Origin of the sequence: Rhodobium orientis (assembly GCF_003258835.1) — a bacterium.
Lineage (GTDB): Bacteria > Pseudomonadota > Alphaproteobacteria > Rhizobiales > Rhodobiaceae > Rhodobium > Rhodobium orientis.
The window spans coordinates 22,085-47,029 of sequence record NZ_NPEV01000022.1 but is presented as its reverse complement, the minus strand read 5'-3'; the positions used below and the strand labels follow the sequence as shown (position 1 = coordinate 47,029).

Sequence of the window (24,945 nt, the reverse complement as noted above, 5' to 3'; positions counted from 1 at the left end):
GCCTTCTTGCGCTTCTTAGCTGCCGGCGGCCTGACGGCGAGCGGCTTCCGTCAGGTTGACTTCCACGGTGGCCGCCCCGATCGGCGTTGTCCCGTCTTCGGCAGTCAGGGTGTAGTTGAGCTGGGCGCGCCAGATCTTGAAATCGTCGTCCCATTCCGGTTCGTCGATGAAGACCGCGTCGGGCCCGACCGGAAAGGTCTTCTGGAACTTCGCCTCGTCGCCCTGCCAGAAGTCGCCGGTGATCGACGACTGGCCGACATTGAGGCCGTTGTCGTCCATGACGAAGATCTCGACATAAAGGCCGACGGACCGGCCCTGCATGCGCGACAGGTAGACGGACAGCGGGTTGGACAGGGTTGCGGCGATCAGCGGCTTGTCCGCCGCCTCGCGCTCCTCGCGCCATTGCTTGTCGAGGGCGTCGATCTCGGCCTGCTGCAGTGCTCCGTAGCGCCCGTTCTGGGCTTCGACGGACACCCGGACGATTTCGGTGTCGACCCAGGCCCTGGCATCGGCGACCATGGCCGGTGTGATCAGTGCCTTGGCATCCGGGGCGGGACCTTGCTCGGCGGCGTTGGCGTGAACCACGCCGAACAGCGCCGCGCCGAAGAAAGCGATAAGAAGCCTGCTGGACATGGGGCATCCTCTTCGTAATGTGCCTGACTTATTTTACAGTCGAAGCTGCTTAAAATTGCGTGAATCGGAATACAAAAAGGTTCAAAAAGGGTATTATACACCGGATACTACATAGAAGTACGATGTATATTTAAAGTTGAAGCAATTTCGGAAATAAATTCTCGATATGCGTGCCTGCGCCCGGGCCCGCACGACAGGTCGGCGAGCAGTCGTCGCCGTCATCACCGCAGGACGCGGAACCCCGCGATCAAGGGCTGCGCACATTACCGGCCAATGGTTGACGAGCCGTTCGCCTCAAAGGCCATCCGGGAAAACCGTTTCCGCAGAATAGGTTGCGGAAACGGCTCCAACGATCAAGGGCGCCGGAGAGGCCGGTCCTACCCCTGTCGTAGAGCGGCCGCGTGTCCGGGAAAGCGCCGAGGGCGGAGGGACGCCGCCGGGAGGCTTTGCGCGGCCCGACCCGGGACCATGTTGTCCGAATATCTCCCTGGATGGCCGAAACGTTCCGGCTAACTGCGGTCCGCCAGGCACGTGCGAAGGGAAGCGCCGAGATTCTCAAGAAGTGAAAAGTATAGTTCGGAACCATTATCAAGTTCTGCCCCGAGCGGGTCGAGCGTCGCGGACGTGGCGCCCGTGCCCTCGGTGACGACGGCGATCAGCCGCGGCGTAAATTGCGGCTCGGCAAAGACGCAGGCGGCGCCGAGCTCGGCGATGCGTTCGTGGATCTCCGCGACCCGCTCTGCGCCGGGAATGGATTCCGGATTGACGCTGATCGAGCCGGCCGAGGCGAGCCCGAACCGGTGCTCGAAATACTGGTAGGCGTCGTGGAAGGTGATGAAGGGCCGGCCGCGCACGGGCTTGAGGTCGTCCGTCAACGTCGCTTCGAGGCCGTCGAGCCGGTCGTCGAGCGATTTCGCGTTGGCAGCATAGGTCTTTGCATTCTCCGGATCTGCCTCGGAGAGCACCCGGGCGATCTCGCCGACGAAGACGCGGGCGTTTTCCGGATCGAGCCAGAGATGGGGATCGATCGGGCCGTGATCATGATCATGCTCTTCCGCGTCGCCGTGTTCGTGCTCGTCGGCATCTGCATGCTGACGGTCGTGGTCTTCCTCGTGCTCCGCCGCGGCGTGGTTATGATCGGCCTCGTCCCCATGCTCGTGTTCGTGCCCCTCTTCGTGGTGCTCCGCGTCACCGTCGTGGTGATGGTGGTGTTCGAATGCGCCGCCGGAACGGGTCGGCAACAGGGTCAGGCCGGGGGCGTCCATCAGCGCCACCTTCCGGGCGTCGTTGCCGAGGGTCGTAATCGCCTTTTCCAGGAACGGCTCCAGCGCCGGTCCGATCCAGAAAACGATGTCGGCATCCTGGAGGTCTTGGGCCTGGGACGGTTTCAGGCTGTAGGAATGGGGGGAGCCGGCCCCGTCGACGATAAGTTCCGGCGTCCCGACGCCCTCCATAACCCCCGAAACGAGCGAATGCAGCGGCTTGATGGAAACGACGACGCGCTCGGTAGCCAAGGCGCCGGCGGGCATGAGGCCGGCGGTTGCCGCGGCAAGCAGGGCCGAGAAGGTGAGAGCGGCGGTGGGGCGCATGGCAAACTCCGGCAGTGGGCGGCCCGGGTCGGGCCGGGTGAACAGGATGAAACGTTATTACATTACATTTGTTGCGTCACCTTATAACGCGTGCCATATAGGCGATCAAGCCCGGTCATTGACGGAATCGCAAATGGCCCGGTGCCGGTCCCGAACGGGCGGCGTGCCGGCTGTTCGTCAGACCGGCAGACCCGATGCGCAAGGCCGATTGGCGCTTCAGATGAGCGGACATTAGCAAAAGACATGCTGTCGCCGGCCCAGACCCTGTTGCGGCTCGAAGATGCCGGGCGCTACGCCAGCGGCAAATGGCTGGTGCGCGGCGTCGACCTCACCGTCGACCGCGGCGAGATCGTCACGCTGATCGGACCCAACGGCTCGGGCAAGTCGACGACCGCCAAGATGGCCTGCGGCATCGCCAGGCCCGACGAGGGCCGGGTGATCCGTGATCCGGCGCTGAGGATCGGCTATGTCCCGCAAAAACTCTCCGTCGACTGGACCCTGCCGCTGACCGTGTCGCGGCTGATGCGGTTGACGGTGTCGCTGTCGAAGGCGGACGCCGAGGCCGCGCTGAAGGAGGTCGGCATCGCCCACCTTGCCGGGGCCGACGTGCAGACCCTTTCCGGCGGCGAGTTCCAGCGTGCGATGCTGGCCCGCGCCATCGCCAGAAAGCCCGATCTCCTGATCCTCGACGAGCCGGTGCAGGGTGTCGATTTCTCCGGCGAGATCGCCCTTTACGAGCTCATCTCGGAAATCCGCGGCCGCCTCGGCTGCGGCATCCTGCTGATCTCCCACGACCTGCACGTGGTGATGGCGGCGACCGACAGCGTCGTCTGCCTCAACGGCCATGTCTGCTGCAAGGGATCGCCGAAATCGGTGCTGGAAAGCCCCGAATACCGGCGCCTGTTCGGCGGCCGCGCCGCGGCAACGCTGGCCCTTTACGAACACCACCACGACCACACCCACCTGCCGGACGGCCGCGTGCTGCACGCCGACGGCACCGTGACCGCCCATTGCCATCCGGACGACGGACACCATCACGGGCCGGACGCAACGACCGGGCAGAAGGAAAGGGGAGAGGGCGATGCTTGACGACTTCTTCGTGCGCGCCCTCGTTGCTGGCATCGGCGTTGCCCTCGTCGCCGGCCCGCTCGGCTGCTTCATCGTCTGGCGCCGCATCGCCTATTACGGCGACACGCTGGCCCATTCCGCGCTTCTCGGCATCGCGCTTGCGCTGCTCTTGGAAGTCGACATCACGCTTGCCGTCTTTTTGATGTCGGCGGCGATCTCGCTCATCCTCGTCGTCCTGCAGCGCCGCGAGCGTCTGTCCTCCGACGCGCTCCTCGGCCTCTTGTCCCATTCGGCTCTCGCGCTCGGCCTCGTCTGCCTTGCCTTCATGACCTGGGTGCGGGTCGACCTGATGGGCTTTCTGTTCGGCGATATTCTGGCCGTCTCGAAGACCGACATCGCCGTCATCTATGGCGGCGGCGCGCTGATCCTTGCCGTCCTTGCGATGATCTGGCGCCCGCTCTTTGCCGCCACCGTCAACCGCGACCTTGCCGCCGCCGAGGGCCTCGACCCGGACCGCGCCAATCTCGTCTTCATGCTGTTGATGGCCCTCGTCGTGGCCATCGCCATGAAGATCGTCGGCGTGCTGCTGGTGACCGCGCTCTTGATCATTCCGGCCGCGACCGCGCGCTGGTTTTCCCGCGGGCCGGAGCAGATGGCGCTATTGGCCGCGGCCATCGGCGTTGCCGCCGTCGTCGCCGGGCTTTATGCATCGCTGGAGTGGAACACGCCGTCCGGGCCGTCGATCGTCGTCGCCGCCTTTGCGTTTTTTCTGGTCGGCCTGTCGTCGCTCGCCCGAAACCGCTACGCTGGAGCCGTGCCGCCGGAGCCAAGGGAATGACCGAGAACGAGCTTGCGCAAGACCTGACCCGCAACCAGGCGCTGGTCCTTGACGCGCTCGCCGACGCCGGCGCCCCGCTCAGTGCCTATTCGATCCTCGACCGGCTGCGCGGCGAGGGGTTCCGGGCGCCGCTCCAGGTCTACCGCGCCCTCGACAAGCTGCAGGAATACGGCCTCGTCCACCGGCTGGAGAGCCTCAACGCCTTCATCGTCTGCAGCCATCCGGACTGCGTGCCGCACGACTCCATCATCTTCGCCATCTGCGAGCAGTGCGGCGCGGTGACGGAGTTTGCCGACAAGGCGATGATCCGCGACGTCCGCAAATGGGCGGATGCGGAGCACTTCCACCTGACGAAATCGGTGATCGAGCTGCGCGGCACCTGCCGCCGCTGCTCCGCCAACTGAGCGCTCGGACCCCGCCGTCCTATTGAGCGGAAAGGCTTGTACCGAAAGCGCCGAAGCGCTTCCGTCAGCCCGCCCGGACGCTGTCGAGGAACTTCGTCACTTCGGTCTGCAGGCGCTCGCTGTCCTTGGACAGCATCCGTGCGGAAGACAGCACCTGGGAGGAGGCCGCGCCGGTTTCTTCCGCGCCGTGGTTGACGTCGGAGATGTTGGAGGCGACCTCGGCCGTGCCGGTCGCCGCCTCGGTGACATTGCGGGTGATTTCCTGGGTCGCCGCGCCCTGCTCCTCGATCGCCGCCGCGATCCCGGCGGAGATGTCGGACAGGCGCCCGATGGTCGCGCCGATTTCCTTGATCGCGCCGACGGACTCGTCCGTGGCCGTCTGGATATTGCCGATCTGGGCGCCGATCTCCTCCGTCGCCTTGGCGGTCTGCTCCGCCAGTTGCTTGACCTCGGCGGCGACCACGGCAAAGCCCTTGCCGGCTTCGCCCGCCCGCGCCGCCTCGATCGTGGCGTTGAGGGCGAGCAGGTTGGTCTGCTGGGCGATCTCGGTGATCAGGTTGACGACGTCGCCGATGCGGGTTGCCGCCTCCGAAAGGGTGGCGATGCGCGCATCGGTGCGTTCCGCCTGTCCGACGGCTTCGGCCGCCATCTGGCTGGATTCCAGCACCTGCCTCCCGATCTCGTTGACCGAAGCGGCCATTTCCTCGCTGGCCGATGCCACCGACTGGACGTTCGCCGAGGCCTCGTCGGAGGCAGCGGCGACGCTGGTCGAGAGTTCGCGGGTGCGCTGCGCCGTGCCGGTGAGGACATCGGCGGAGCTTTCCAGTTCCCGCGACGAAGTCGAGACGGTACGGATGATGTCGCCGACGGTGGTCTCGAAACTGTCGGCAAGGCGTTCCATGTCCGCCTTGCGGGCGGCCGCGCGCCGCGCTTCCTCGTCCTTTTCCTGGTCTTCCAGGCGTTTGCGCTCGATGGCGTTGCTCTTGAAGACCTCGACAGCGGCGGCCATCCGGCCGATCTCGTCGCCGCGCCCGGTGTCCGGGATCTCGACCGCCAGATCGCCGTCGGCAAGGACGCCCATGGTCGCCGTCATCCGCGACAGCGGGCGCACCACCGAGCGGCCGATGAGCCAGGCGACGAACATGACGAGGACGGCGGTGGCGACGATCGACCAGGTGATGATCGAACGGGTCTGGCTGAAGACGGCGTCACGCGCGATCCGCGCCTGTTCGGCCGTCGTGCCGATCCGGGAGACGATCTGGCCGACCTTCGGCTCCAGTGCCGCATAGGCGTTCGACATCTCGCCGGTGCGGGTGCGCACGATCGCGGCGGCGTCGGCCCAGGCGAGGAAATCGCGCTGATAGGCGGCGATCAGGTCCGAGATCTGCGCCTTGTCGGCCGCCGGTAGATCCGAGGCGGCAAGGGTCACTGAGAAGGTCTCGACGCCCTTCTTCAGGCGCTCGACATATTTCGGGTCGCCGCGCAGCATGAAGTCCTTCTCGTGCCGGCGCAGCATCAGCATGTCGGCCGCGAGCCGCGGTGCATCGAAGGCCTTCAGCCGGTCCTCCACGTCGTGGACCGAGTTGCGCAGGCTCCCCTGCAATCCCTTGTCCGGGGCCAGCCCGCGCTCGATGCTGGCGGAAACCACCGTCTTGAAGCTCGTCACATAGGTCTCGTAGCCGGCCCGCACCTGGTCGGCTTCTTCGGCGATCTGCTGCCAGTCCGAGGCCGCGGCATCCGCGCGGATCTTGGCAAGGATGGTCTCGACCGTCCGGGTGATCTCGGCATGGCGGTCCGCATATTGCGTATCGGATCGCAGCAGGAAATCCTTTTCGGCGCGGCGCGCATTGAGCAGGGCGGCGTCGAGCCCGAGCGCCTGACGGCCGATCTCGCCGGCATCCTCCGCCTTGGCCTCGAAATGCGACGCCTTGTTGTTGCCGGCGAGGTAGACACCGCCGACCGCAAGGACGCCGACCATGCCCAAAAGGCCGATCGAAAAAATCCGGATTCCCAAGCCGCCGACCATCTTCACTGACCCCTGAATTGCCGCAGACCGATATGATTCGAAGTAAAGCGGAATCGCTTCTTGATTGCAGGGTGCTGAAAAAAGATTAAATGGAGCTTAAGGGTATAAGTTCCGGCAGAATAACAATCCCCCGAGCCAAGTATACGCTAAATACGTAATAATCGGCGGGCGCGAGCCGCGCCCGGGATTTTTTACTTCTGGTTTTATTGAAGCCGCCCCGAATGCAGGCCTGTGATGACGAGGCCGGCCTGGCGCTTGCAGTCCTTGTCGATCATCCATCGCAGGATCCCGCCCCAGTCGTCCGCCGCGATCGTCTGCGGGCGCACATGCAGCGTGTAGCGGCGCGGGTCGCCGTCGATGGAGAGCACCAGCCGGTCGCCGTCATGGGCAAGACGCGCCGGCAGCTCCATCGTCGCCTTTCCCGTCGGCCAGGTCTTTTGCGGCAGTTTCTCGCGCTCGCCGCGCACCGTGACGGAGGCCGGCCGGAGCGCGTCCTTGCGCCACAGGACGAGCGGTGCGGCCTGAACGCAGCGCTCGCCGGAGCTGTCCACATTGATCATCCAGATATCCGGCTGCGGGGCGATGCCCTCGCGGCCGTCCGCGCGCCGGGATGCGCCCAGCACATTGGTCTCGCCCGAGGCGCCGGCAACGAAGCCGGCGATCCGGGAAAGCCCTGGAGGCAGGGCGTCGTCGCTGGCGGGGCTCGCCGCGGCGCCCTCGCGCGGACCTTGGAGCCGTATGACGGTGCCGTCCTCGGCCATCAGCGTCAGCGTCTCGCCGGCTGCAAGGCCGATCGCTCCCGTATCCTCGATGAGGCCCCCCGCGGCGTAGCCCCCGTCGGCTGTGGTTGCGGCGATGACGACCAGTGGCCCTTGCGCACTGGCAACGGTCGCCGTGGCGACAAGCAACATCAACATCAGCAAAAGCCGCAGCATCGCCGCCTCCGTTCCCCTCCATCAAAGCATGGAATTGGGGTCGCGGTCACTTGGCTGCAAGGACGATGGTGGTCGATGTCTGGCCGGTGGCGATGCGGCCGAGCCAGAAGGCGGTGAGGGGATCGCCGGGCAGCAGCCTGAGCACCTCTTCGAACCCGCCTCGTGCGGCGTCGAGATCGCCCGCTTCCAGTGCGGCAAAGCTCTTGCGATAGGTCTCCGCCGCCGCGCCGTTCTCCGCCAGCGGCTCAAGGCAGGAAATGCCGATGCTCTTTCCCTTCACCACCAGCGTCCCGATCGGCCGGAAGGCGCGGTCCGGCGCTGCCTCCGCCACAGTCCCGCTGACGCAGATGCGTCCGCCGATGGTGCGGTTGGCCGCTTCCAGCCTTGAGGCGGTGTTCACCGTGTCGCCGATGGCCGTGTAGTCGAAGAACCGCGTGCCGCCGAAATTGCCGACGATCGCCTCGCCGCGGTGGACGCCGATGCGGGTGACGCCGAGCGAAATCCCGCGGTTCTTGAGGGCGCTGCGGTAGCCTTCGGAAAACGCATCGATGGCGAGCGCCAGGGCGACGGCCCGGTCCGCCTGGTCGTCCTGGCTTTCCGGCGCGCCGAAGAAGCCGACGACGGCATCGCCGACGATCTTGTCGATGGTCGCCTCATGGGCAAGGAAGAGCCCGCAGACCTTGTCGAGATATTCGTTGAGGAGTTCGGCCACCTCCTGCGCCGGCAGGCCCTCGGCGAGATGGGTGAAGCCTTCAAGGTCGGTGAAGACGGAGGTGATGACCCGCTTCTCGCCGCCGAGCGACAGCGCCTCCTCGCTGGAGACCATGCGCTTGACGAGCGCCGGGCTGACATAGTGGGAAAAGGCGTGCTCGATATAGTCGCGCTGGGCGCGGTCGCGCAGCCACTGCACGGCGGCGAGCATGGCGCCGACGACGAGCCCGGCAAGGCTCGGGGCGATAAGCGGCAGTTGCAGATGGGCGTGGGTAAAGACCTGGATGCCGACGGCCCAGAGCGCAACGATGAGCGCGCCGAGACCGGCAATTCGAAGAAGCGGCACGGAAAGCCCGACAAAGACAAGGGCCGTCAGTACCGCAAAGAGCGCGGTGAAGCCGAGTTCCTGCGGCAGTTCCAGCGTCTCGTAGTGGGTGCCCGCCAGCATCTGGGCCAGCATCTGGGCGTGGATCAGGACGCCGTGGATCAGCCCGGCCTCCGCTCCGAGTGCCGAGGTGAACGGCGTCTGGTGCAGGTCTGCGGTCGGCAGCATGGCGCCGATCAGCACCGCCTTGCCGGCGAACCAGGCATCGGGAAGGCTGGCGGCCACATGCGCCGGGTAGACCGGAAACCGGTGCGGCCGTCCCCCCGCATCGCTGAAATAGGTGATGCGGCCGGGATCGCCGGCCCGCGGCACCGCCGCGCCGAGGACCTCCGCCATTGCGGCGGCGAGCCCGTCCTGCCAGTCGCCGTCGACCACCCTGCCGGCGGTGAGGTCTCGCACCGTGCCGTCGTCGCGCTCGCGAAGCAGCGTGACGAGCCCCTTGTCGAGGCCGGCAAGGGCCTCGCGCAGGAATGTCGCCTGCTTGTCCGTCAGGCCGTCGGCACCCGTCGCGAACCCGATGATGATCGGTGTCCTGGCCGTCCGCACGGCGGAAAGCAGCGCCAGGTCTTTTGCCGGCTCACTTTGCTGGTCGATCAGGATGTCGACGCCGATGACGGCAGGCCCGGCCCGGTCGATGCGGGCGATCAACCCGGCAAGGAAGGCCCGGTCGATGGGCGAGCGGTAGGCAAGGGTGGCAAGCGTTTCCTCGTCGACGGCAACGACGACGATGTCCTTTGGCGGATCGTGCCAGACATTGAGGACGGAGAGGAGGATGTCGCCGATGCGCGGCTCCAGCCGGTGGCCGACGCCAAAGCCGATGGCGGTCGCAAGAATGACGGCAAGCACCGCCGCGGGCCAGCCGCCGAAGCGCAGGCGCCGGCGGCGCTCGGGGGATGCGGTCATCTTCGCTGCCGCCCCCTCGCTCGCTTACTGCGGCACCACATCGAAGCGCTTGATTTCCGACGTCGTGCCGTCCTTGTAGGTGAGCCGCAGCGAGGTGAAGCCGGTGCCGCGCGGCACGGTTGCGTAGATGTCGGACGGATTGCCGCTCGCGGTCGCAACGGCATGGGGATTGTTCGGATCGCACTCGGCGAGCCGGTACTCCCGGTCGGGCGTGTCGATATCGAAGCCGTATTCGACGCTGTCGATGGCGCAGCGATAGCTGATCAGGTGGGTGAAGTAGATCAGCATCTTGCCGTTCCATTTGCGATAGCTGACCCAGGAATTCGACATCTGCTCCAGAATGTTCTTCTGGCCGGCGACGAGCGCCGTATCCGGATCGAAATTGATCTCATAGGGGCCTTGCGTCTCGCCGCGGATGTCCCGGTAGCGCACTTGCAGCGTCGTCGGCCCCGTATGGCCGGGCAGTTCCACGGTCGGATAGGGGATCGGCTTGCCCGTGGTCGGATGGATCGCCCCTTGCATGAAGCCGGTGGAGCGGAACTCCGCGCCCTCCTTGGCAACGAAAATTTCTTCGACCTGGTCGGCGATGGACAGGCTCAGCATCCAGCCCTGGTTGCTGCGCATGGAGGTCAGGCTCACCGGGTTCTTTAGCACCTTGCGGCTCAGGAAGGAGAGCGCGGCGAGGCGTGTCCTGGCATCCTCGACCTGGTCGGCGGCAAGTTGCTGGTCGATGAAATATTTAAGGAACTGGCCCTCGTCGACCAGCTCCATGAAGCGGGAGAGCAGCTCAAGTTCGCGCCGCTTGTCGGCGGTCGACTGGCGGCCGAGCCGCGCCAGCGAGAAGTCGCGGCTCAGTTCGTAATAGGCCAGCGCGAAATCCGGATTGCGCGCGATCACGCCCTCCAGCTCCTCCACCCGCTGCTCCCCGTCGTTGAGGAGGACGGTGACGAAGTTGAGGATCGGATCGCGGGTGCCGGCGGCGAGCGCGAAATAGGTCTCGCGCGCCCCGGCCCGGCCTTCCTGCGCCTTCAAAAAGTTCTGGAACCGGTAGTGCGGGTCGACGTAGGGCAGGCCGAAGGCGAAGAACTTCAGATAGTCCTGCCGGGCCTTCAGGAAATTGCCCTTGATCTCGTTGAGCCGCGCGTTGGAGTAGAATTCGTAGGGTTCGGTCGGGTTGTCGACGATGAGCGAGCGGCTGGCGAGCTGGGCGAAAAGCTGCTCCATCTGCGGCGTGATCTCGCCGCCGCTGCCGCCGGCTTCGGCCAATCGCGCCTTGGCGAGCCCGGCAAAGGCGCCGTCCGGGAACCTGTCGAGGTAGAGTTGCAATTCGGCGCCAGAGCCATTCTTGACGTCGTTCCAGAGCTGCAATTCGATCTGCATGGCGCTCTGGTCGCCGCTCTTTTGGGTGAGCGCCGCAACGGCTTCCCCTTCCGCCGCAGAGTCAGCGGGCACGAAAACGATGTCGGCGGTCAGCGAGGAATGGTCCCAGGGCACCTGCTTGCCGCCGGTCTCGGCGACGACGGAGCGGCGCACATTCTTGAAGGCGGTCTCCACCGTCTGGCCAGGCCGCAGGATCTCGCGGGCGATCGCCGCGGTATAGGGGCTGTTGAGGCTCGCTCCGTCGGTCGCCGTCGATCCCGGCGCCGTGGCAAAGCTGATGAAGGAGCCGCGCGGCGTGGCCCTCAGGAGGGCGAGCCCCTCATTGGCCGCGTTGATGCTGCGCGACAGCGCGGTGTTGCGGCAGGCATCGAGCACGATGACGTTGGCGCCCTTGTGCGCCTGTTCCAGCTTGCCGAGCACCCAGTCGACGGACAGCGCCTCGAACTCCGCGTCGACCTCGTCCTCCAGATTTGCCTTCAACGGCGCCAGGTAGTTGAGCCCGTTCGCCTGGAAGCCGTGGCCGGAATAGTAGAACATGCCGAGCGCGTCGGGCCCGGCCCCGGTCAGCTTCTTGCCGAAGGACGCGATCGCCCGCTTCATGGTGCGCAGGTCCGCATCGAGCACGGTATCGACCGTAAAGCCGGCCTTCTCCAGCGCATCTGAGATCAGCGCCGCGTCGTTCGTCGGGTTCTTCAGCGCCGTCATCGTGCTGCTGGAATAGCCTGCATTGCCGATAACGAGCGCCAGCCGCTCGGCGGCACGAACGGGGCCGCCCGCGACCATCACGAACGCGATCAGGAAAAGCGCGACAACCGAGCGCCGCATGGGCATCTCCCTGCAAGGACCAAGAACGGGGGCGGCAATGGTACACGCTCCCGGCATAGGGGCAAGGCGGGACGGCTTCTGCGGCGGGGTGCTACGGCCTCACATAGGTGTAGCCCTGTTCCTGCAGCTCGATGAGGCGGGCGACGCCGGAGGGAACGATGGTCGCCTCCTCGATCAGGGCCACCTCTTTGCCGGCCTTGCGGCTCATCGCTTCTTGCGTGTTGGCGCAGGCGGAAAAGGTCAGGTTATCGATCTCAAGGCTCATGGTCTCGATGCGGTCCTTCACCGGACTGGCGTCCTCGCGCAGCATCGTCAGGCCCGGCCCGTAGGCGACCACCTCGATGATCGCGGTATCGCCTTGCGCATCGTAATATTTCTTCAGGTTCTGGACGTTGTTGAGCGCCATGTTGAGGACGGTCTTGTCCGACTGGTCCACATGGACGGCGATCTTATGCGTTTTGCCGGCGGCAAATCCGGGCTGAGCAGCGGCAAGGAGGATCGCGGCGGCCATCGCCGCCTTCAGGCTGAGTGTCATGGTGCGTTTCTTCCCCAGGTGTCTGTCGTTTCCGGCGCCTCTTTTTCCGGGCGCCATGGGGGAAGCTTAGTGACATATAGAAAAAATCGAAATCGTTTTGTCGTGAGGGGGAAACGAAGGTTCTTGTCCGAGAAAAGGAGTGCACGTGCAATGTCGCTCCGGCGTTTCCACCATCTCCCGCGTCATTGCCGGGCTTGACCCGGCAATCCATAGTGCCCTTGATTTCAATCCATTAGGTTGAAACTTGCCGCTCCTCATCATGGACCACCGTGTCAAGCACGGTGGTGACGCGGAGGGGTGGCAAAGTTAGCGAAAGAGCCTTGCGCGCAGGGCAAGTGGGCCAGAAGAATGCTGTGAGCCCTCACCCGTTCACACTCAACATCCAGTTCAGCACCGCCCGCCAGTCTGTCATGCGGATCGGGGTGCCGTGGCTGCCGGTCTCGAACAGCACGAATTTTACGGGATAGCCGGGCGCCGCGCGGCGGATCTTTTCGAAGAATGCCTTCTGGCTTTCCCAGGGAAACACGCTGTCGGCGCTGCCATGGCCGAAATAGATCGGCACCCAGCGCGACTTGTCGGTCAGCATCGGCATCTTGAAGAAGTCGTTGTTCCACATGGAGCCGAGGAAGAGGAGGCCGCCGAGGAGCTTTGCCGCCTCCGGGTCCTCCGACAGTCGCCAGCAGATCGCGCCGCCCATGGAGCCGCAGGCAACGAAGATCGGCGCCCCCGGCGAGTTGGCGGCGACCAGCTTCATGAGCTGCTTGACCTCGTCCTTGCCGCGCGTGCCGAAGTCGGAGAAGTCGGTGGAGATGAAGAGCCCGTCATTGCGGGTCATCAGGTTCTTGATGCGGTTGAAATTGCCGCCGAAGCGCCAGTCGTTGGCGCCCTGGAAGCGGTTGCCGCCCTGGCCGTGGACGTAGATGACGGCCATGCGGGCATCGCGCGTCTTGCCGGTGGCGATGAATTTTATCGTCCGCCCGCCGGCCTCGAACTTCAGCGTCTGCTCGGACCAGCGCGGCTTCAGGGAGACATAATCCGATTTGACCCGCTGCTCCTTGATGGCGTCGCGCTGGTCGAGGTCGCGCACCTCGTCATAGTCGACGCGCAGGAACGCCCCGTCGTCCTTTGTCTCCAAAATGCCCGGATAGGCAAAGAGCTTGTCCTTGAACGGCTTTAGCTGGTACTCGGCCGCGGCCGGTCCGCCGACACCGACAAGCAACGCGACCGCAAGCCCGAAAAGCCCGGGGACGACCCCCGGGTCGGGCTTCCGCCAAAGTGGACGTATTGCGAACCGCACCGTCTAGAGCCGGTTCAACAGGTCCGGCGTCGGGAAGGAATCCGCCGGCAGGCCGAGCTTCAACTGCATGTCCTTGACGGCGGCCCGCGTCTTCAGGCCGATGAAGCCGTCGACGCCGCCGACGTCATAGCCGCGCGCCTTCAGCTTCCTCTGCAGTTGCTTGATCTGGTCGTAGCTGAGCGAGGCGACCCTGCCGTTGCCGGGATGCACCTTGGAGGCGCCGGCAAGCCGGGTCGCGAAATAGGCCGCCGTCGTCGAGTAGATGTTCGACTTGTTCCACTGCCGGTAGATGTCGAAGTTCGGATAGACGAGGAAGGCCGGGCCGTTGCGCCCCATGGGCAGTTGCAGCGAGGCGGCAAGCCCGTCGGACGGCAGCTGCTTGCCGTTGGCGCGGGTGACGCCCCAGGCGGCCCATTGCGAGCGCGGGTGCTTGATGGTGACGTCGGCCTGATCCCAGGGCAGATTAGTCGGCACGCGCACCTCGGTCATCCAAGGCTGGCCGCGCCGCCAGCCGTGGTGGACGAGGAGGTTGGCCGTCGAGGCCAGCACGTCCGGCACGCTCTTTATCAGATTGACCTTGCCGTCGCCGTCATAGTCGACGCCGCGATGGTAGTAGTCGGAGGGGAGGAACTGGGTCTGGCCGAGTTCGCCGGCCCAGGCGCCGAGCATCTGGTTCGGCTGCAGGTCGCCGCGTTCCACGATCCTCAGCGCATCGATGAGTTGCGGGCGGAACAGCTCCGGCCGCCGGCAGTCATAGGCGAGCGTCGCCAGCGCCGTCAGCACCGGGAAGTCGCCCGTATTGGCGCCGAAATCGGTCTCAAGGCCCCAGAAGCCGGTGATCACCGGAGCCGGCACGCCATATTGCTGCTCGATCCTGTCGAATGTGCCGGCATATTTCTTCATCAGCTTACGGCCGGTCTTGAGGCGGTAGTTGTTGACCATCCGGCCGGCGAATTTCGAGAAGGTCTGCGAGAAAACCACCTGCCGGCGGTCGTGCTTGACCACCTTGGCGCTGAAGCCGACGCCGCGCAGCCCCTTGTCGATGGCGCGCTGGGAGACGCCGGCCGCGGCCGCGTCGCGCTTGAAGTCCGCCATCCAGCGATCGAAGCTGCCGGTGTTCCGGCAATTCCGGCTGCCCGCATCCGCCGTCGCCGGCGCGGCGGCCAGCACCGCCCCGATCATCATGCTCACAAGGATATGCCGCATCGTTTCCCGTTCCTCCCGATCTGGATTGTCCGATCAATCGCGAAGGAGCGCCCCGACCAGCCCCTGCCGGTCACCCCCATTGCTGCAATTCGCGCGCCTTTTGAATCAGCTTGTCGACAACCTTGTCAAATGTTCGCAATTCCTCCGGCGTCAAGGCCGACAGGATGAACGATTCGCGGGCGAGCGCCAGCGGCGAAATCCGGCCGAAAAGCGTCTCGCCTTTCTTCGTCAGCCGAAGGATTTTGCGACGCCGGTCGGCGGCGTCCAGCCCGCCGGCGACGAGCTTTTCGGCGAGCATCCGATTCACGGCGCGGCTCACCTGCATCTTGTCGAGGGTGGAGTAGTCGGAGATTTCGCGCGCCGTCATCGCCCCGCGCTCGCCGAGCGCTGCCAGCACCCGCCATTCGGCGCGCGAGAGGTTGAAGCGCTCGCCATAGAGTTGGGCGACGGCGCCGGAGACCTCGTGGGCGAGCACGGCCAGCCGGTACGGCATGAAGCGTTCGAGCGACAGCGCCCCCAACGCCTCAGGAGGCGCCTCGGCGGTCTCGGGAGCGTCGTCCTGCGTCGGCATGGCGTCAGGATAGTCACAATCGGCTGGAATTGGCAATTCGCGGCCGATAGGCCGTGGCCCTGGGAAAGGGGGCGGGAAGCAACTGAATTCTGCGGGGTGCGGGACGTTCAAGCCGCGCGTTGACTTGCATATTCGAATTTGTCTAAGGTAACTGGTAACAATCGTTACTAATAATAAGCGGCGCCGGGAAAGCGCGGACGTCGCGGGAGGAAGCGATGCTCAAGACCTACGAATTCCCGGAATTCGACTATATCTGCTCGGCCGAACAGCGCGACGGCCGCGTGCGGCGCCACCCGGTGGTGATCGTCGGCGGCGGGCCGATCGGGCTCACCGCCGCGCTGGACTGCGCCCGCCGCGGCATCCCGGCCGTGCTACTCGACGACAACAACACCGTCTCGGTCGGCTCGCGCGCCGTCTGCTATGCCAAGCGGCCCCTGGAAATCTGGGACCGGCTCGGCTGCGGCGAGAAACTGGTGGCAAAGGGCGTGAGCTGGCAGGTCGGCAAGGTCTTCTTCGGCGACGACCTCGCCTATAGCTTCAACCTCCTGCCGGAGGCCGACCACCACATGCCGGCGATGATCAACCTCCAGCAATATTACCTGGAGGAAGAGCTGGTGGCCCTGTGCGAGGCCAGCGACCTCGTCGATCTGCGCTGGAAGCACAAGGTCGTCGGGCTGGAGCAGACGGACGACCGCGCGGTCCTGAAGGTGGAGACGCCCGACGGCGTCTTTGCCATGGAGGCGGATTGGGTGATCGCCTGCGACGGCGCCAGGAGCGACATGCGCGGCATGGTCGGCGCCGATTTCGCCGGCAAGGTGTTCGAGGACAGGTTTCTGATCGCGGACGTCGTCATGAAGGCCGATTTCCCGACCGAGCGCTGGTTCTGGTTCGACCCGCCGTTCCACCGCGGCCAGTCGGTGCTGCTGCACAAGCAGTCCGACAATGTCTGGCGCATCGACTTCCAGCTCGGCCGCGACGCCGACCCGGAGGACGCAAAGAAGCCGGAGAACGTGCTGCCGCGCCTGAAGGCGATGCTCGGCGAGGACACCGAGTTCGAGCTGGAATGGGTGTCGGTCTACCAGTTCGCCTGCCGGCGCATGGAGAAGTTCCGCCACGGAAGGGTGCTCTTTGCCGGTGACGCCGCCCACCAGGTCTCGCCCTTCGGCGCGCGCGGCGCCAACACCGGCGTCCAGGACATCGACAACCTGACCTGGAAGCTGAAGCTGGTGCTCGACGGGCTGGCGCCGGAGTCCCTCATCGATTCCTATGAGGACGAGCGCATCTTCGCTGCCGACGAGAACCTTCTGGCGTCCGCCCGCTCCACCGACTTCATCACCCCGAAGAACCGCATGAGCCGCGTCTTCCGCGACGCCGTGCTGGACCTTGCCAAAACCCACGACTTCGCCCGCCCCCTGGTGAACAGCGGCCGCCTCTCGACGCCGACGCCCTATTGCAATTCGCCGCTCAACACGCCGGATGAGGACGATTTTAGGGGCGCCATGGTACCGGGCACCAACTGCGCCGATGCACCGGTAAATAAGGATGGAAAGGACGACTGGTTCCTGCGCGCGCTCGGCGAGGGCTTTTCCATCGTCGTTTTCGGCGACGTGCCGCACGGCAAGACCATCGCCGTCGGCGAGATCGAGGCGCCGGTGATCGAGGTCAGCACGGACATTGTCGACGAAAAGGGTGTGCTGACCGAGCGCTACGACGGGGCGAAGGGCGCGGTCTACCTCATCCGCCCCGACCAGTACGTCGCCGGCCGCTGGCGTACCTTCGACCCCGACCGCATCGCCGCCGCGCTCGCCCGCGCCACCGGGCAAAGGCACTGAGAGGAGGGGACAAAATGCTTAATCTGAAGCCGAACATTGCCGACCCGGACGGGTTTTATGAGACCTTGATCAACGCCCAGCGCGACCTTACCGACGACGCCGTCGACCGCATGAACGCAAAGCTGATCCTGATCCTCTCCAACCACATCGGAGACAACGATGTGCTTGCGGAGGCGATCACATTGGCGGCGGGGGAGGCGAGGGAGTAGGCCTGTTGCGCCTTACCTGTTGAAATGCTTTATGGATTGCCGCGTCGGCCTTTCGGCCTCCTCGCAATGACGCTGAAAGCTCTAGCGTACCCGTCATTGCGAGCGTAGCGAAGCAATCCAGGGCGGCCTACACGGCATTTGCCGCCGAGCCATCGATCCACTTGACCCCGAACCACCGCCCGCTAGCATCGCCGCTCTGAGCGGGAGGAAGGATCGCGGCGTTTGGCAGGTGCTGAAAAAATCCGGGTGCGCGGACAGGTGCAGGGGGTCGGGTTTCGGCCCTTCGTCTGGCGGCTGGCCGCGGAGTTCGGCATTTCCGGGGATGTGCGCAATGACGGCGAGGGGGTGCTGATCCGGGCCTTTGCCGGCGATGTCGACGGCTTTGTCGGGGCCATCAAAGAAAATCCGCCGCCGCTTGCCCACATCGATACCGTCGAGCGCGCGCCGCTGGCAGGGACCGCCGTCCAACCCGGCTTTTCCATCGTCGAGACCGATCGCTCAAGCGCCCGCACCGGCGCGACGCCCGATGCCGCGATGTGCCCGGCCTGCCATGCGGAAATCCTCGATCCCGAAGAGCGCCGCCACCGCTACGCCTTTGCCAACTGCACGCATTGCGGGCCGCGCTTTTCGATCCTGGAAAACATCCCCTATGACCGGGCGTCGACGACGATGCGCGCCTTCGACATGTGCCCGTCCTGCCGTGCCGAATACGAGGACCCGGCCGACCGGCGCTTCCACGCCCAGCCGATTGCCTGCCCGGACTGCGGCCCGCGCCTGTGGCTGGAACGAGACGGTGTGGAGATCGAGGGCGATGCGATCGCCGCGGCCGCAAAGCTGCTGCGTGCCGGGAAAATCCTTGGCATCAAGGGTATCGGCGGTTTTCATCTGGCCTGCGATGCCGCCAACGAGGATGCGGTCCGGTTGCTCAGGGAGCGTAAGCGGCGACCGAAAAAACCATTTGCCCTGATGGCCCCGGACATGGATGCGATCCGTTGTCATGCTGCCCTATCCCCGGCCGAAGAAGCGCTCCTGAACGACCCGGCCGCGCCCATCGTGCTCCTTGAAAAGGCGGACGATATCCCCGCTGGGTCCCTTGCCCCCGCGCTGGCGCCGGGCCTTTCTGTCCTCGGCTGGATGCTGCCCTATTCCCCGCTGCATGCGCTGTTGATGGCGGCCGTCGACGGTCCGCTCGTCATGACCAGCGGCAACCGGTCCGGCGAGCCCCAGGCCATCGGCAACGACGAGGCGGGGACAAAGCTCGGCCCATTCGTTGATGCGTTCCTCATGCATGACCGACCGATCGCGCGGCGGCTCGACGACTCGGTCGCGCGCATCGTTTCCGGCGATATCCGGTTGCTGCGCCGGGCGAGGGGCTACGCGCCCGCGTCCCTCGATCTGCCGCCGGGCTTCAAATCCGCGCCGCCGGTCGCGGCCTTCGGAGGTGAGTTGAAGTCCGCGCTCTGCCTTTCCCGCGCCGGAACGGCGATTCTTTCCCACCACCTCGGCGACCTGGAAGACGCTCTTTCCTTTGGGGAATTTCAAAAAGCCGCAAAGGACTATTCCCGCCTCTTCGACCACTGCCCGCAGATCGTCGCCGCCGACCTCCACCCCGACTATCGCGCCACGCGGTTCGCGGAAGCCGAGGCCGAACGGCTCGGCGTGCCGCTGACCCGCGTCCAGCACCACCACGCCCACATCGCCTCGGCCATGGCCGAAAACGGCTGGCCGGCGGACGGTGCCCCGGTCCTCGGCGTCGCCCTCGACGGCCTCGGCTACGGGCCGGACGGAACGGTCTGGGGCGGGGAATTCCTGGCTGCCACCTACAGCGGCTTCACGCGCCTTGCCTGTTTGAGGCCGGTGCCGCTTGCCGGCGGCGACGCCGCCAACCGGGAGCCCTGGCGCAATCTGGTTGCGCAGCTCGATACCGCCATGGGCTGGGACGTCGCCCAAAAACGTCTCGGAAAATCCGCGCTTGCCGGTCTTCTTTCCGAGAAGCCGGTCGCCAACCTTCGGGTGCTCATGCAGCGCCGCCTCAACAGCCCGCTGACCTCCTCCACCGGCCGTCTGTTCGATGCCGTCGGTGCGGCCTTGGGGTTGGCCTTCGATCGGCTGACCTATGAAGGCGAGGCGGCGATGGAGCTGGAGGCACTTGGCGCAGGGATATCCCCGGATCGCGCTTATCCCTTCGCGGTCGTCGAGGCCGGGAACATTCGACACCTCGACCCGGTGCCGATGTGGGACGCGCTTTTAACGGATCTTGCCGACGGCATGCCCCCCGGCCAAATCTCCGCCCGCTTCCATCTCGGCCTCGCCCGCGCGACTGCGCAACTGGCCAAAAAATTAGCCGACGAAATATCGGCTGGCGCCATCGCCCTTTCCGGCGGCGTCTTCCAGAACGCGCTGCTGATGCGGCAAGTAGCGGAAGAACTCGACGGCTGCGGCCTGCCGGTGCTGGCCCAGCGCGAGGTGCCGGCCAATGATGGCGGCCTCGCCTTCGGCCAGGCCGCGGTTGCGGCCGCCCGGGCGCTTCGCTGAGCCGTTGCGGTGCCGGCAGTGCCGGCCCCGGCGAAAGACTCCGACGAATCGCCGCTGCGGGGCTCCGGCAACTGGCGACGCCTTCGACTTTAGTTTATAAAGATTGCATGTGTCGAGGAGGGGTGTTTGTGAGTCCCTGGTCGGGCTCGGCTGCCGATTTTCGACGGAATCCCGGTCCGTCAACCTTGCTTGTCACGACATCTTGGCGCAGGTCCGCATTGATGCGGGTCAAGGCCCGACGCGCCCAAATTCATAAGGTGCGCCGCGAAGAAAGGGTCCCAAATGTTCGAAATTCGTATTCATGGCCGCGGCGGGCAGGGTGTTGTCACCGCCGCGGAAGTGTTGTCCGTGGCCGCCTTCGACGAGGGCATGCACGCCCAGGCCTTCCCCAGCTTCGGCTCGGAGCGAATGGGCGCGCCGGTGATTTCCTACTGCCGCATCGACGACAAGGAGATCCGCCTGCGCGAGCCGATCCTGGAGCCGGACGCCCTGATCATCCAGGACCCGACGCTTCTGCATTCCGTCGACGTCTTTTCCGGCCTGAAGCGCGACGGCTACATCCTGATCAATTCCAGCAAGAGCTTTGAGGAACTCGGCATCGCCGATTTCGTCGCCAGGCTGCCCGACCGCCACGTCGTCGACATCGGCGCAACGGAGATCGCCGTCAAGCATATCGGCCGTCCGGTGCCGAACGCCGCCCTGCTCGGCGGCCTCGCCGCCATGACCGGCAGGCTGCAACTGGAATCGGTGGAAAAGGCGATCGCGGAGAAGTTCCCGCCCGCCCTTGCCAAGCCCAACATCGCCGCGGCCCGCGAGGCCTTTGAACTCGCCAAGGCCGCCCTGGGGGAGCCCGTCAATGCTTAAGCAAACCGAAGGATCGCAGGCCGTCGCAGAGGCAGTCGCCCTCTCGCGGCCCGAAGTGGTATGCGCCTATCCGATCACGCCGCAGACCCATATCGTGGAAGGTGTCGGCGCGCTGGTGAAGGCCGGCACCCTGAAGAACTGCGAATTCATCAATGTGGAATCGGAGTTCGCCGCACTTTCTGTGGCCATCGGCTCCTCGGCCGCCGGCGCGCGCACCTATACGGCGACGGCCAGCCAGGGGCTCCTGTTCATGGCGGAGGCGGTCTACAACGCCGCCGGCCTCGGCCTTCCCATCGTCATGACCGTCGGCAACCGCGCCATCGGCGCACCGATCAACATCTGGAACGACCAGACCGACTCCATGGCGCTGAAGGATTCCGGCTGGATCCAACTCCATGCGGAAACCAACCAGGAAGCCGCCGACCTGCACATCCAGGCCTTCCGCCTCGCCGAGATGCTGTCCTGTCCGGTCATGGTCTGCATGGACGGCTTCATCCTCACCCATGCCTATGAGCGGGTCGACATCCCGACCCAGGAAGAGGTCGATGCCTTCCTGCCGCCCTTCGAGCCGGTCCAGGTGGTCGATCCGGCCGAACCCTATTCGATCGGCGCGATGGTCGGCCCGGACGCCTTCACCGAGGTGCGCTACCTCGCCCACCACAAGCAGCTCCGCGCGCTCGATCTGATCCCGGAGATCGCCGAGGATTTCGAGGCGCGCTTCGGGCGCAAGTCCGGCGGCCTTCTGCACACCTACCGGACCGAGGGCGCCGACACGATCGTCGTCGCGCTGGGCTCGGTCAACGGCACCATCAAGGACGTCATCGACGCCATGCGCGACGACGGCCACAAGATCGGCTGCGTCGCCGTCTGCTCGTTCCGGCCGTTCCCCCTGGAGGCCCTGCGCGATGCGCTGCACGACGCGCTGCGCATCGTCTGCGTTGAAAAGAGCCTCGCCATCGGCATCGGCGGCGTGCTCGCCTCGGCTGTGCGCATGTCGCTGCGCCGGCTCTATCGCGAGGTCTTCACGGTCGTTGCCGGCCTTGGCGGCCGGCCGATCACCCGCGCGTCCTTACGCGATGTGTTCGAGCGCGCCGAGGCCGAAGCCCTCGACGACGTCACCTTCCTCGACCTCAACTGGGAGGTCGTCAACGCCCACCTCGCCCGCGCCCGCGAGGTCCGCAAGTCCGGCCCGATCGCCGAGAACATCCTCAAGGCGATGCACGGCGAAGAAGGCGCGGAAATCGAAGAAGCGGAGGCAGGCGAATGACCACCGACCCGGCAAAGACCGAACCCGCCGTAGGCGCCGGCGCCCAGCAGACGGCCCCCCAGAAAGTAAGGTTCTACCAGACCGGCACCCACACCGTCGGCAACCGGCTCCTCGACGACGCCCAGCGCACCGTCCAGGCCTCCATGGACCGCTCCAACGCGATCACCTCCGGCCACCGCGCCTGCCAGGGCTGCGGCGAGGCGCTCGGCGCCCGCTATGCGCTGGACGCGGCGATGATGGCGACCGAAGGCCAGCTCATCGCCGTCAACGCCACCGGCTGCCTTGAGGTCTTCACCACCCCCTATCCGGAAACCTCCTGGCAGATCCCCTGGCTGCATTCCCTGTTCGGCAACGCGCCCGCGGTCGCCACCGGGGTCGCCGCCGCGCTCCGGGTCAAGGGACGCGACAATGTTCGCGTCGTCGCGCAAGGCGGCGACGGCGGCACGGTCGACATCGGCTTCGGGTGCCTGTCCGGCATGTTCGAGCGCAACGACGATGTGCTCTACATCTGCTACGACAACGAGGCCTACATGAACACCGGCGTCCAGCGCTCCTCGGCGACGCCGCCGGCGGCCCGCACCGCGACGACGCCCGCCCTCGGCGACGAACCGGGCAACGTCTTCGGCACCGGCAAGAACCTGCCGCTGATCGCCATGGCCCACAACATCCCCTATGTCGCCACCGCCAGCGTCGCCGACCTGCACGACCTGGAGCGCAAGGTGACCAAGGCGATGGGCATCCACGGCGCCCGCTACATCCACATCATGGTGCCCTGTCCGCTCGGCTGGGGCGCGGCGTCGAACGACACCATGAAGCTCGCCCGGCTTGCCGTCCAATCGGGCATCTTCCCGCTGTTCGAGGCCGAGCACGGCGAGGTCAAGGCCGTCCAGAAGATCCGCCGCAAGGTCCCGGTGGCCGACTATTTGAAACCGCAGAAGCGCTTCGCGCACCTGTTCAAGGGCGAGGGCGACGTTGCGCGCCTTGCCGCCATCCAGCGCATGGCCGACGCCAACATCAAGCGTTTTGGCCTTCTCGACGGGGAGGATCGGTAATGTCCGGCAAGCTGCCCTTTGCGATCACGCTCGACCCCGGCACCAGCCTTGCCAACCACACCGGCTCCTGGCGCACCGAACGGCCGATCTATATCGACCGGCTGCCGCCCTGCAACAACGCCTGCCCGGCCGGCGAGGACATCCAGGGCTGGCTGTTCCACGCCGAAAGCGGCGACTATGCCGAGGCCTGGCAGAGCCTCGTCGCCAACAACCCGCTGCCGGCCGTCATGGGCCGCGTCTGCTACCACCCCTGCGAAGGCGTCTGCAATCGCGGCCACCTCGACGAGGCCGTCAGCATCCATGGCGTGGAACGCTTTCTCGGCGACTACGCGATCAAGAACAAGCTGGTGCCCCGCGTCGAGGCGAAACCCACCGGCAAGAAGGTGCTGGTCGTCGGCGCCGGCCCGAGCGGGCTTTCCGCCGCCTATCACCTGACCCGCGCTGGCCACAAGGTGACGATCCGCGAGGCCGGCCCGATGGCCGGCGGCATGATGCGCTTCGGCATTCCGAAATACCGCCTGCCGCGCGAGATCCTCGATGCGGAAATCGAGCGCATCCTCGGCCTCGGCGTCGAGCTTGAGCTCAACACCAAGGTCGAGGACATCGAGGGCGCCTTCACCGAGGAAGGGTTCGACGCGGTCTTCGTCGCCGTCGGCGCGCACCTCGCCAAGCGCATCGACATTCCGGCCCACAGCGCCGGCAAGATCCTCGATGCCGTCTCGGTGCTGCGCGACATGGAGGTCGGCGGCGAGCCGCCGCAGCTCGGCCGCCGCGTCATCGTCTATGGCGGCGGTAACACGGCGATGGACGTCGCCCGCACCGCCAAGCGCCTCGGCGCCAACGAGGCGATGATCGTCTACCGCCGCACCCGCGAGCAGATGCCGGCGCATGAGTTCGAGGCCCGCGAGGCCGAGGAGGAAGGCGTCCTCATCCACTGGCTGCGCACCATCAAGGAGATCGACGAGACCACCTTCAAGGTGGAGAAGATGACGATCGACGCGGACGGCCGCCCGGTTCCGACCGGCGAGTTCGAAACGCTGGAAGCCGACACCCTTGTGCTCGCCCTCGGCCAGGACGTCGACACCGGCTTCCTCACCAAGGTGCCGGGGGTAAATGTCGCCAGCGACGGCATCGTCGAGGTCGACGACCAGATGATGACCGGGCGAAAGGGCCTCTTTGCCGGCGGCGACATGGTGCCGGCGGAGCGCACGGTGACCGTCGCCATCGGCCACGGCAAGCACGCCGCCCGCAACATCGATGCGTTCCTGAAGGGCGAGCGCTATGTCCACCCGGAACCGCACGAACTGGCGGACTTTTCCAAGATCAACACCTGGTACTATGACGACGCGCCCCAGCGGGTGCAGGGTCAGCTCGACATCGTCCGCCGCCAGACCAGCTTCGACGAGGTCCTGAAGGGCTTCAACGAGGAAACGGCGCTGTTCGAGGCGCGGCGCTGCCTGTCCTGCGGCAACTGCTTTGAGTGCGATAACTGCTACGGCATCTGCCCGGACAACGCCGTCATCAAACTCGGCCCCGGCAACCGCTTCCGGTTCAACTACGACTACTGCAAGGGCTGCGGCATGTGCGCCACCGAATGCCCCTGCGGCGCCATCAAGATGGTGCCGGAGGAGGTGTGACGGGGAAGGTGTGACGGCGGGCGGATAGCAATCTTCGTTCCGTCGTCATTGCGAACGAGCGAAGCGAGTGCGGCAATCCAGGGCGGCACGCTCGGAGCTGGCCGCCCCTGGATCGCCGCGTCGCCTTCCCGGGCTCGCGCCACTCGTCGCTCCCCGTCCTTCGGACCCTCGCGATGACGAGGGCGTGGCGGTCCTTGTTCGCACTTGCCACCTCACTCCGCGTCATTGCCGGGCTTGACCCGG

The 24,945-nt window shown here is 65.9% G+C and carries 20 protein-coding genes; 10 read left to right on the top strand and 10 right to left on the bottom strand.

All coding sequences use genetic code 11. The features are described 5' to 3' along the window. Positions 1-15 precede the first annotated feature (15 nt). Both CH339_RS11595 and CH339_RS11590 read right to left on the bottom strand, forming a co-directional pair. A complete protein-coding gene (locus CH339_RS11595; RefSeq protein WP_201241018.1) occupies positions 16-633 on the bottom strand; it encodes a hypothetical protein in 618 nt (205 codons plus the stop codon). A gap of 509 nt (positions 634-1,142) precedes the next feature. Continuing rightward, positions 1,143-2,222: a zinc ABC transporter substrate-binding protein gene (locus CH339_RS11590; RefSeq protein ID WP_111434521.1), complete on the bottom strand. Its 1,080-nt coding sequence runs from the start codon at positions 2,220-2,222 to the stop codon at positions 1,143-1,145. Between the two features lie 243 nt (positions 2,223-2,465). Here CH339_RS11590 and CH339_RS11585 point away from each other — a divergent pair, with 243 nt between their 5' ends. From CH339_RS11585 to CH339_RS11575, 3 genes are read left to right on the top strand one after another with little or no spacing between them, the layout of a single operon-like run. Continuing rightward, positions 2,466-3,311, top strand: coding sequence for an ATP-binding cassette domain-containing protein (locus CH339_RS11585; RefSeq protein WP_111434520.1), 846 nt, complete (start codon positions 2,466-2,468; stop codon positions 3,309-3,311). After that, on the top strand, positions 3,304-4,128 hold the full coding sequence (locus CH339_RS11580; RefSeq protein WP_111434519.1) for a metal ABC transporter permease: 825 nt from the start codon (positions 3,304-3,306) through the stop codon (positions 4,126-4,128). Before CH339_RS11585 ends, CH339_RS11580 begins: the two co-directional genes overlap by 8 nt. Further along, positions 4,125-4,532: a Fur family transcriptional regulator gene (locus CH339_RS11575; protein ID WP_111434518.1), complete on the top strand. Its 408-nt coding sequence runs from the start codon at positions 4,125-4,127 to the stop codon at positions 4,530-4,532. The genes CH339_RS11580 and CH339_RS11575 overlap by 4 nt, the downstream gene beginning before the upstream one ends. A gap of 64 nt (positions 4,533-4,596) precedes the next feature. On the opposite strand, the gene CH339_RS11570 is transcribed toward CH339_RS11575, so the two are convergent. The 8 genes from CH339_RS11570 to CH339_RS11535 all read right to left on the bottom strand — a co-directional run bounded on the left by CH339_RS11570 (position 4,597) and on the right by CH339_RS11535 (position 15,417). Continuing rightward, positions 4,597-6,546: a methyl-accepting chemotaxis protein gene (locus tag CH339_RS11570; protein WP_306461175.1), complete on the bottom strand. Its 1,950-nt coding sequence runs from the start codon at positions 6,544-6,546 to the stop codon at positions 4,597-4,599. Between the two features lie 215 nt (positions 6,547-6,761). After that, the gene (locus CH339_RS11565) at positions 6,762-7,493 is read right to left on the bottom strand and encodes a hypothetical protein (protein WP_111434516.1); all 732 of its coding nucleotides are present in this window, start codon (positions 7,491-7,493) and stop codon (positions 6,762-6,764) included. 46 nt (positions 7,494-7,539) lie between these two features. Further along, positions 7,540-9,492, bottom strand: a complete 1,953-nt coding sequence (locus CH339_RS11560) for an adenylate/guanylate cyclase domain-containing protein (protein ID WP_111434515.1) — start codon at positions 9,490-9,492, stop codon at positions 7,540-7,542. Positions 9,493-9,516: 24 nt separating this feature from the next. Continuing rightward, entirely contained in the window at positions 9,517-11,697 is a 2,181-nt protein-coding gene (locus tag CH339_RS11555) for a caspase family protein (protein WP_170138495.1), read from the bottom strand. Positions 11,698-11,788: 91 nt separating this feature from the next. After that, the gene (locus tag CH339_RS11550) at positions 11,789-12,232 is read right to left on the bottom strand and encodes a DsrE family protein (protein ID WP_201241017.1); all 444 of its coding nucleotides are present in this window, start codon (positions 12,230-12,232) and stop codon (positions 11,789-11,791) included. Positions 12,233-12,593: 361 nt separating this feature from the next. After that, the gene (locus CH339_RS11545) at positions 12,594-13,451 is read right to left on the bottom strand and encodes an alpha/beta hydrolase (RefSeq protein WP_111434513.1); all 858 of its coding nucleotides are present in this window, start codon (positions 13,449-13,451) and stop codon (positions 12,594-12,596) included. An 81-nt stretch (positions 13,452-13,532) separates the two neighbouring features. Then, positions 13,533-14,735, bottom strand: coding sequence for a lytic murein transglycosylase (locus tag CH339_RS11540; RefSeq protein WP_111434512.1), 1,203 nt, complete (start codon positions 14,733-14,735; stop codon positions 13,533-13,535). Positions 14,736-14,805: 70 nt separating this feature from the next. Beyond that, positions 14,806-15,417, bottom strand: coding sequence for a MarR family winged helix-turn-helix transcriptional regulator (locus tag CH339_RS11535; protein WP_244669134.1), 612 nt, complete (start codon positions 15,415-15,417; stop codon positions 14,806-14,808). Positions 15,418-15,521: 104 nt separating this feature from the next. Here CH339_RS11535 and CH339_RS11530 point away from each other — a divergent pair, with 104 nt between their 5' ends. From CH339_RS11530 to CH339_RS11500, 7 genes are all read left to right on the top strand, one after another. After that, positions 15,522-17,138, top strand: a complete 1,617-nt coding sequence (locus CH339_RS11530; protein WP_111434510.1) for an FAD-dependent oxidoreductase — start codon at positions 15,522-15,524, stop codon at positions 17,136-17,138. Between the two features lie 14 nt (positions 17,139-17,152). Further along, the gene (locus CH339_RS11525) at positions 17,153-17,347 is read left to right on the top strand and encodes a DUF2783 domain-containing protein (protein WP_111434509.1); all 195 of its coding nucleotides are present in this window, start codon (positions 17,153-17,155) and stop codon (positions 17,345-17,347) included. A 222-nt stretch (positions 17,348-17,569) separates the two neighbouring features. Then, a complete protein-coding gene (gene hypF / locus CH339_RS11520; protein WP_201241016.1) occupies positions 17,570-19,882 on the top strand; it encodes a carbamoyltransferase HypF in 2,313 nt (770 codons plus the stop codon). Between the two features lie 282 nt (positions 19,883-20,164). Beyond that, positions 20,165-20,746 carry a 2-oxoacid:acceptor oxidoreductase family protein gene (locus CH339_RS11515; protein ID WP_111434507.1) on the top strand — a complete coding sequence of 194 codons (582 nt, stop codon included), beginning with the start codon at positions 20,165-20,167 and terminating at the stop codon, positions 20,744-20,746. Then, positions 20,739-22,013, top strand: a complete 1,275-nt coding sequence (gene porA / locus CH339_RS11510; RefSeq protein ID WP_111434506.1) for a pyruvate ferredoxin oxidoreductase — start codon at positions 20,739-20,741, stop codon at positions 22,011-22,013. The genes CH339_RS11515 and porA overlap by 8 nt, the downstream gene beginning before the upstream one ends. Further along, positions 22,010-23,065 carry a thiamine pyrophosphate-dependent enzyme gene (locus CH339_RS11505; protein ID WP_111434505.1) on the top strand — a complete coding sequence of 352 codons (1,056 nt, stop codon included), beginning with the start codon at positions 22,010-22,012 and terminating at the stop codon, positions 23,063-23,065. The genes porA and CH339_RS11505 overlap by 4 nt, the downstream gene beginning before the upstream one ends. Beyond that, positions 23,065-24,702 (top strand): NAD(P)-binding protein, encoded by a 1,638-nt coding sequence (locus CH339_RS11500; RefSeq protein ID WP_111434504.1) that lies wholly within the window; start codon positions 23,065-23,067, stop codon positions 24,700-24,702. Before CH339_RS11505 ends, CH339_RS11500 begins: the two co-directional genes overlap by 1 nt. Positions 24,703-24,945 lie beyond the last annotated feature (243 nt).

What these genes read in the sequence shown, in the direction of transcription:
- CH339_RS11595 (WP_201241018.1), bottom strand. Translation starts at nt 633, where the DNA reads ATGTCCAGCAGGCTTCTTATCGCTTTCTTCGGCGCGGCGCTGTTCGGC.
- CH339_RS11590 (WP_111434521.1), bottom strand. Translation starts at nt 2,222, where the DNA reads ATGCGCCCCACCGCCGCTCTCACCTTCTCGGCCCTGCTTGCCGCGGCA.
- CH339_RS11585 (WP_111434520.1), top strand. Translation starts at nt 2,466, where the DNA reads ATGCTGTCGCCGGCCCAGACCCTGTTGCGGCTCGAAGATGCCGGGCGC.
- CH339_RS11580 (WP_111434519.1), top strand. Translation starts at nt 3,304, where the DNA reads ATGCTTGACGACTTCTTCGTGCGCGCCCTCGTTGCTGGCATCGGCGTT.
- CH339_RS11575 (WP_111434518.1), top strand. Translation starts at nt 4,125, where the DNA reads ATGACCGAGAACGAGCTTGCGCAAGACCTGACCCGCAACCAGGCGCTG.
- CH339_RS11565 (WP_111434516.1), bottom strand. Translation starts at nt 7,493, where the DNA reads ATGCTGCGGCTTTTGCTGATGTTGATGTTGCTTGTCGCCACGGCGACC.
- CH339_RS11560 (WP_111434515.1), bottom strand. Translation starts at nt 9,492, where the DNA reads ATGACCGCATCCCCCGAGCGCCGCCGGCGCCTGCGCTTCGGCGGCTGG.
- CH339_RS11555 (WP_170138495.1), bottom strand. Translation starts at nt 11,697, where the DNA reads ATGCGGCGCTCGGTTGTCGCGCTTTTCCTGATCGCGTTCGTGATGGTC.
- CH339_RS11550 (WP_201241017.1), bottom strand. Translation starts at nt 12,232, where the DNA reads ATGACACTCAGCCTGAAGGCGGCGATGGCCGCCGCGATCCTCCTTGCC.
- CH339_RS11540 (WP_111434512.1), bottom strand. Translation starts at nt 14,735, where the DNA reads ATGCGGCATATCCTTGTGAGCATGATGATCGGGGCGGTGCTGGCCGCC.
- CH339_RS11530 (WP_111434510.1), top strand. Translation starts at nt 15,522, where the DNA reads ATGCTCAAGACCTACGAATTCCCGGAATTCGACTATATCTGCTCGGCC.
- CH339_RS11525 (WP_111434509.1), top strand. Translation starts at nt 17,153, where the DNA reads ATGCTTAATCTGAAGCCGAACATTGCCGACCCGGACGGGTTTTATGAG.
- CH339_RS11515 (WP_111434507.1), top strand. Translation starts at nt 20,165, where the DNA reads ATGTTCGAAATTCGTATTCATGGCCGCGGCGGGCAGGGTGTTGTCACC.
- porA (WP_111434506.1), top strand. Translation starts at nt 20,739, where the DNA reads ATGCTTAAGCAAACCGAAGGATCGCAGGCCGTCGCAGAGGCAGTCGCC.
- CH339_RS11505 (WP_111434505.1), top strand. Translation starts at nt 22,010, where the DNA reads ATGACCACCGACCCGGCAAAGACCGAACCCGCCGTAGGCGCCGGCGCC.
- CH339_RS11500 (WP_111434504.1), top strand. Translation starts at nt 23,065, where the DNA reads ATGTCCGGCAAGCTGCCCTTTGCGATCACGCTCGACCCCGGCACCAGC.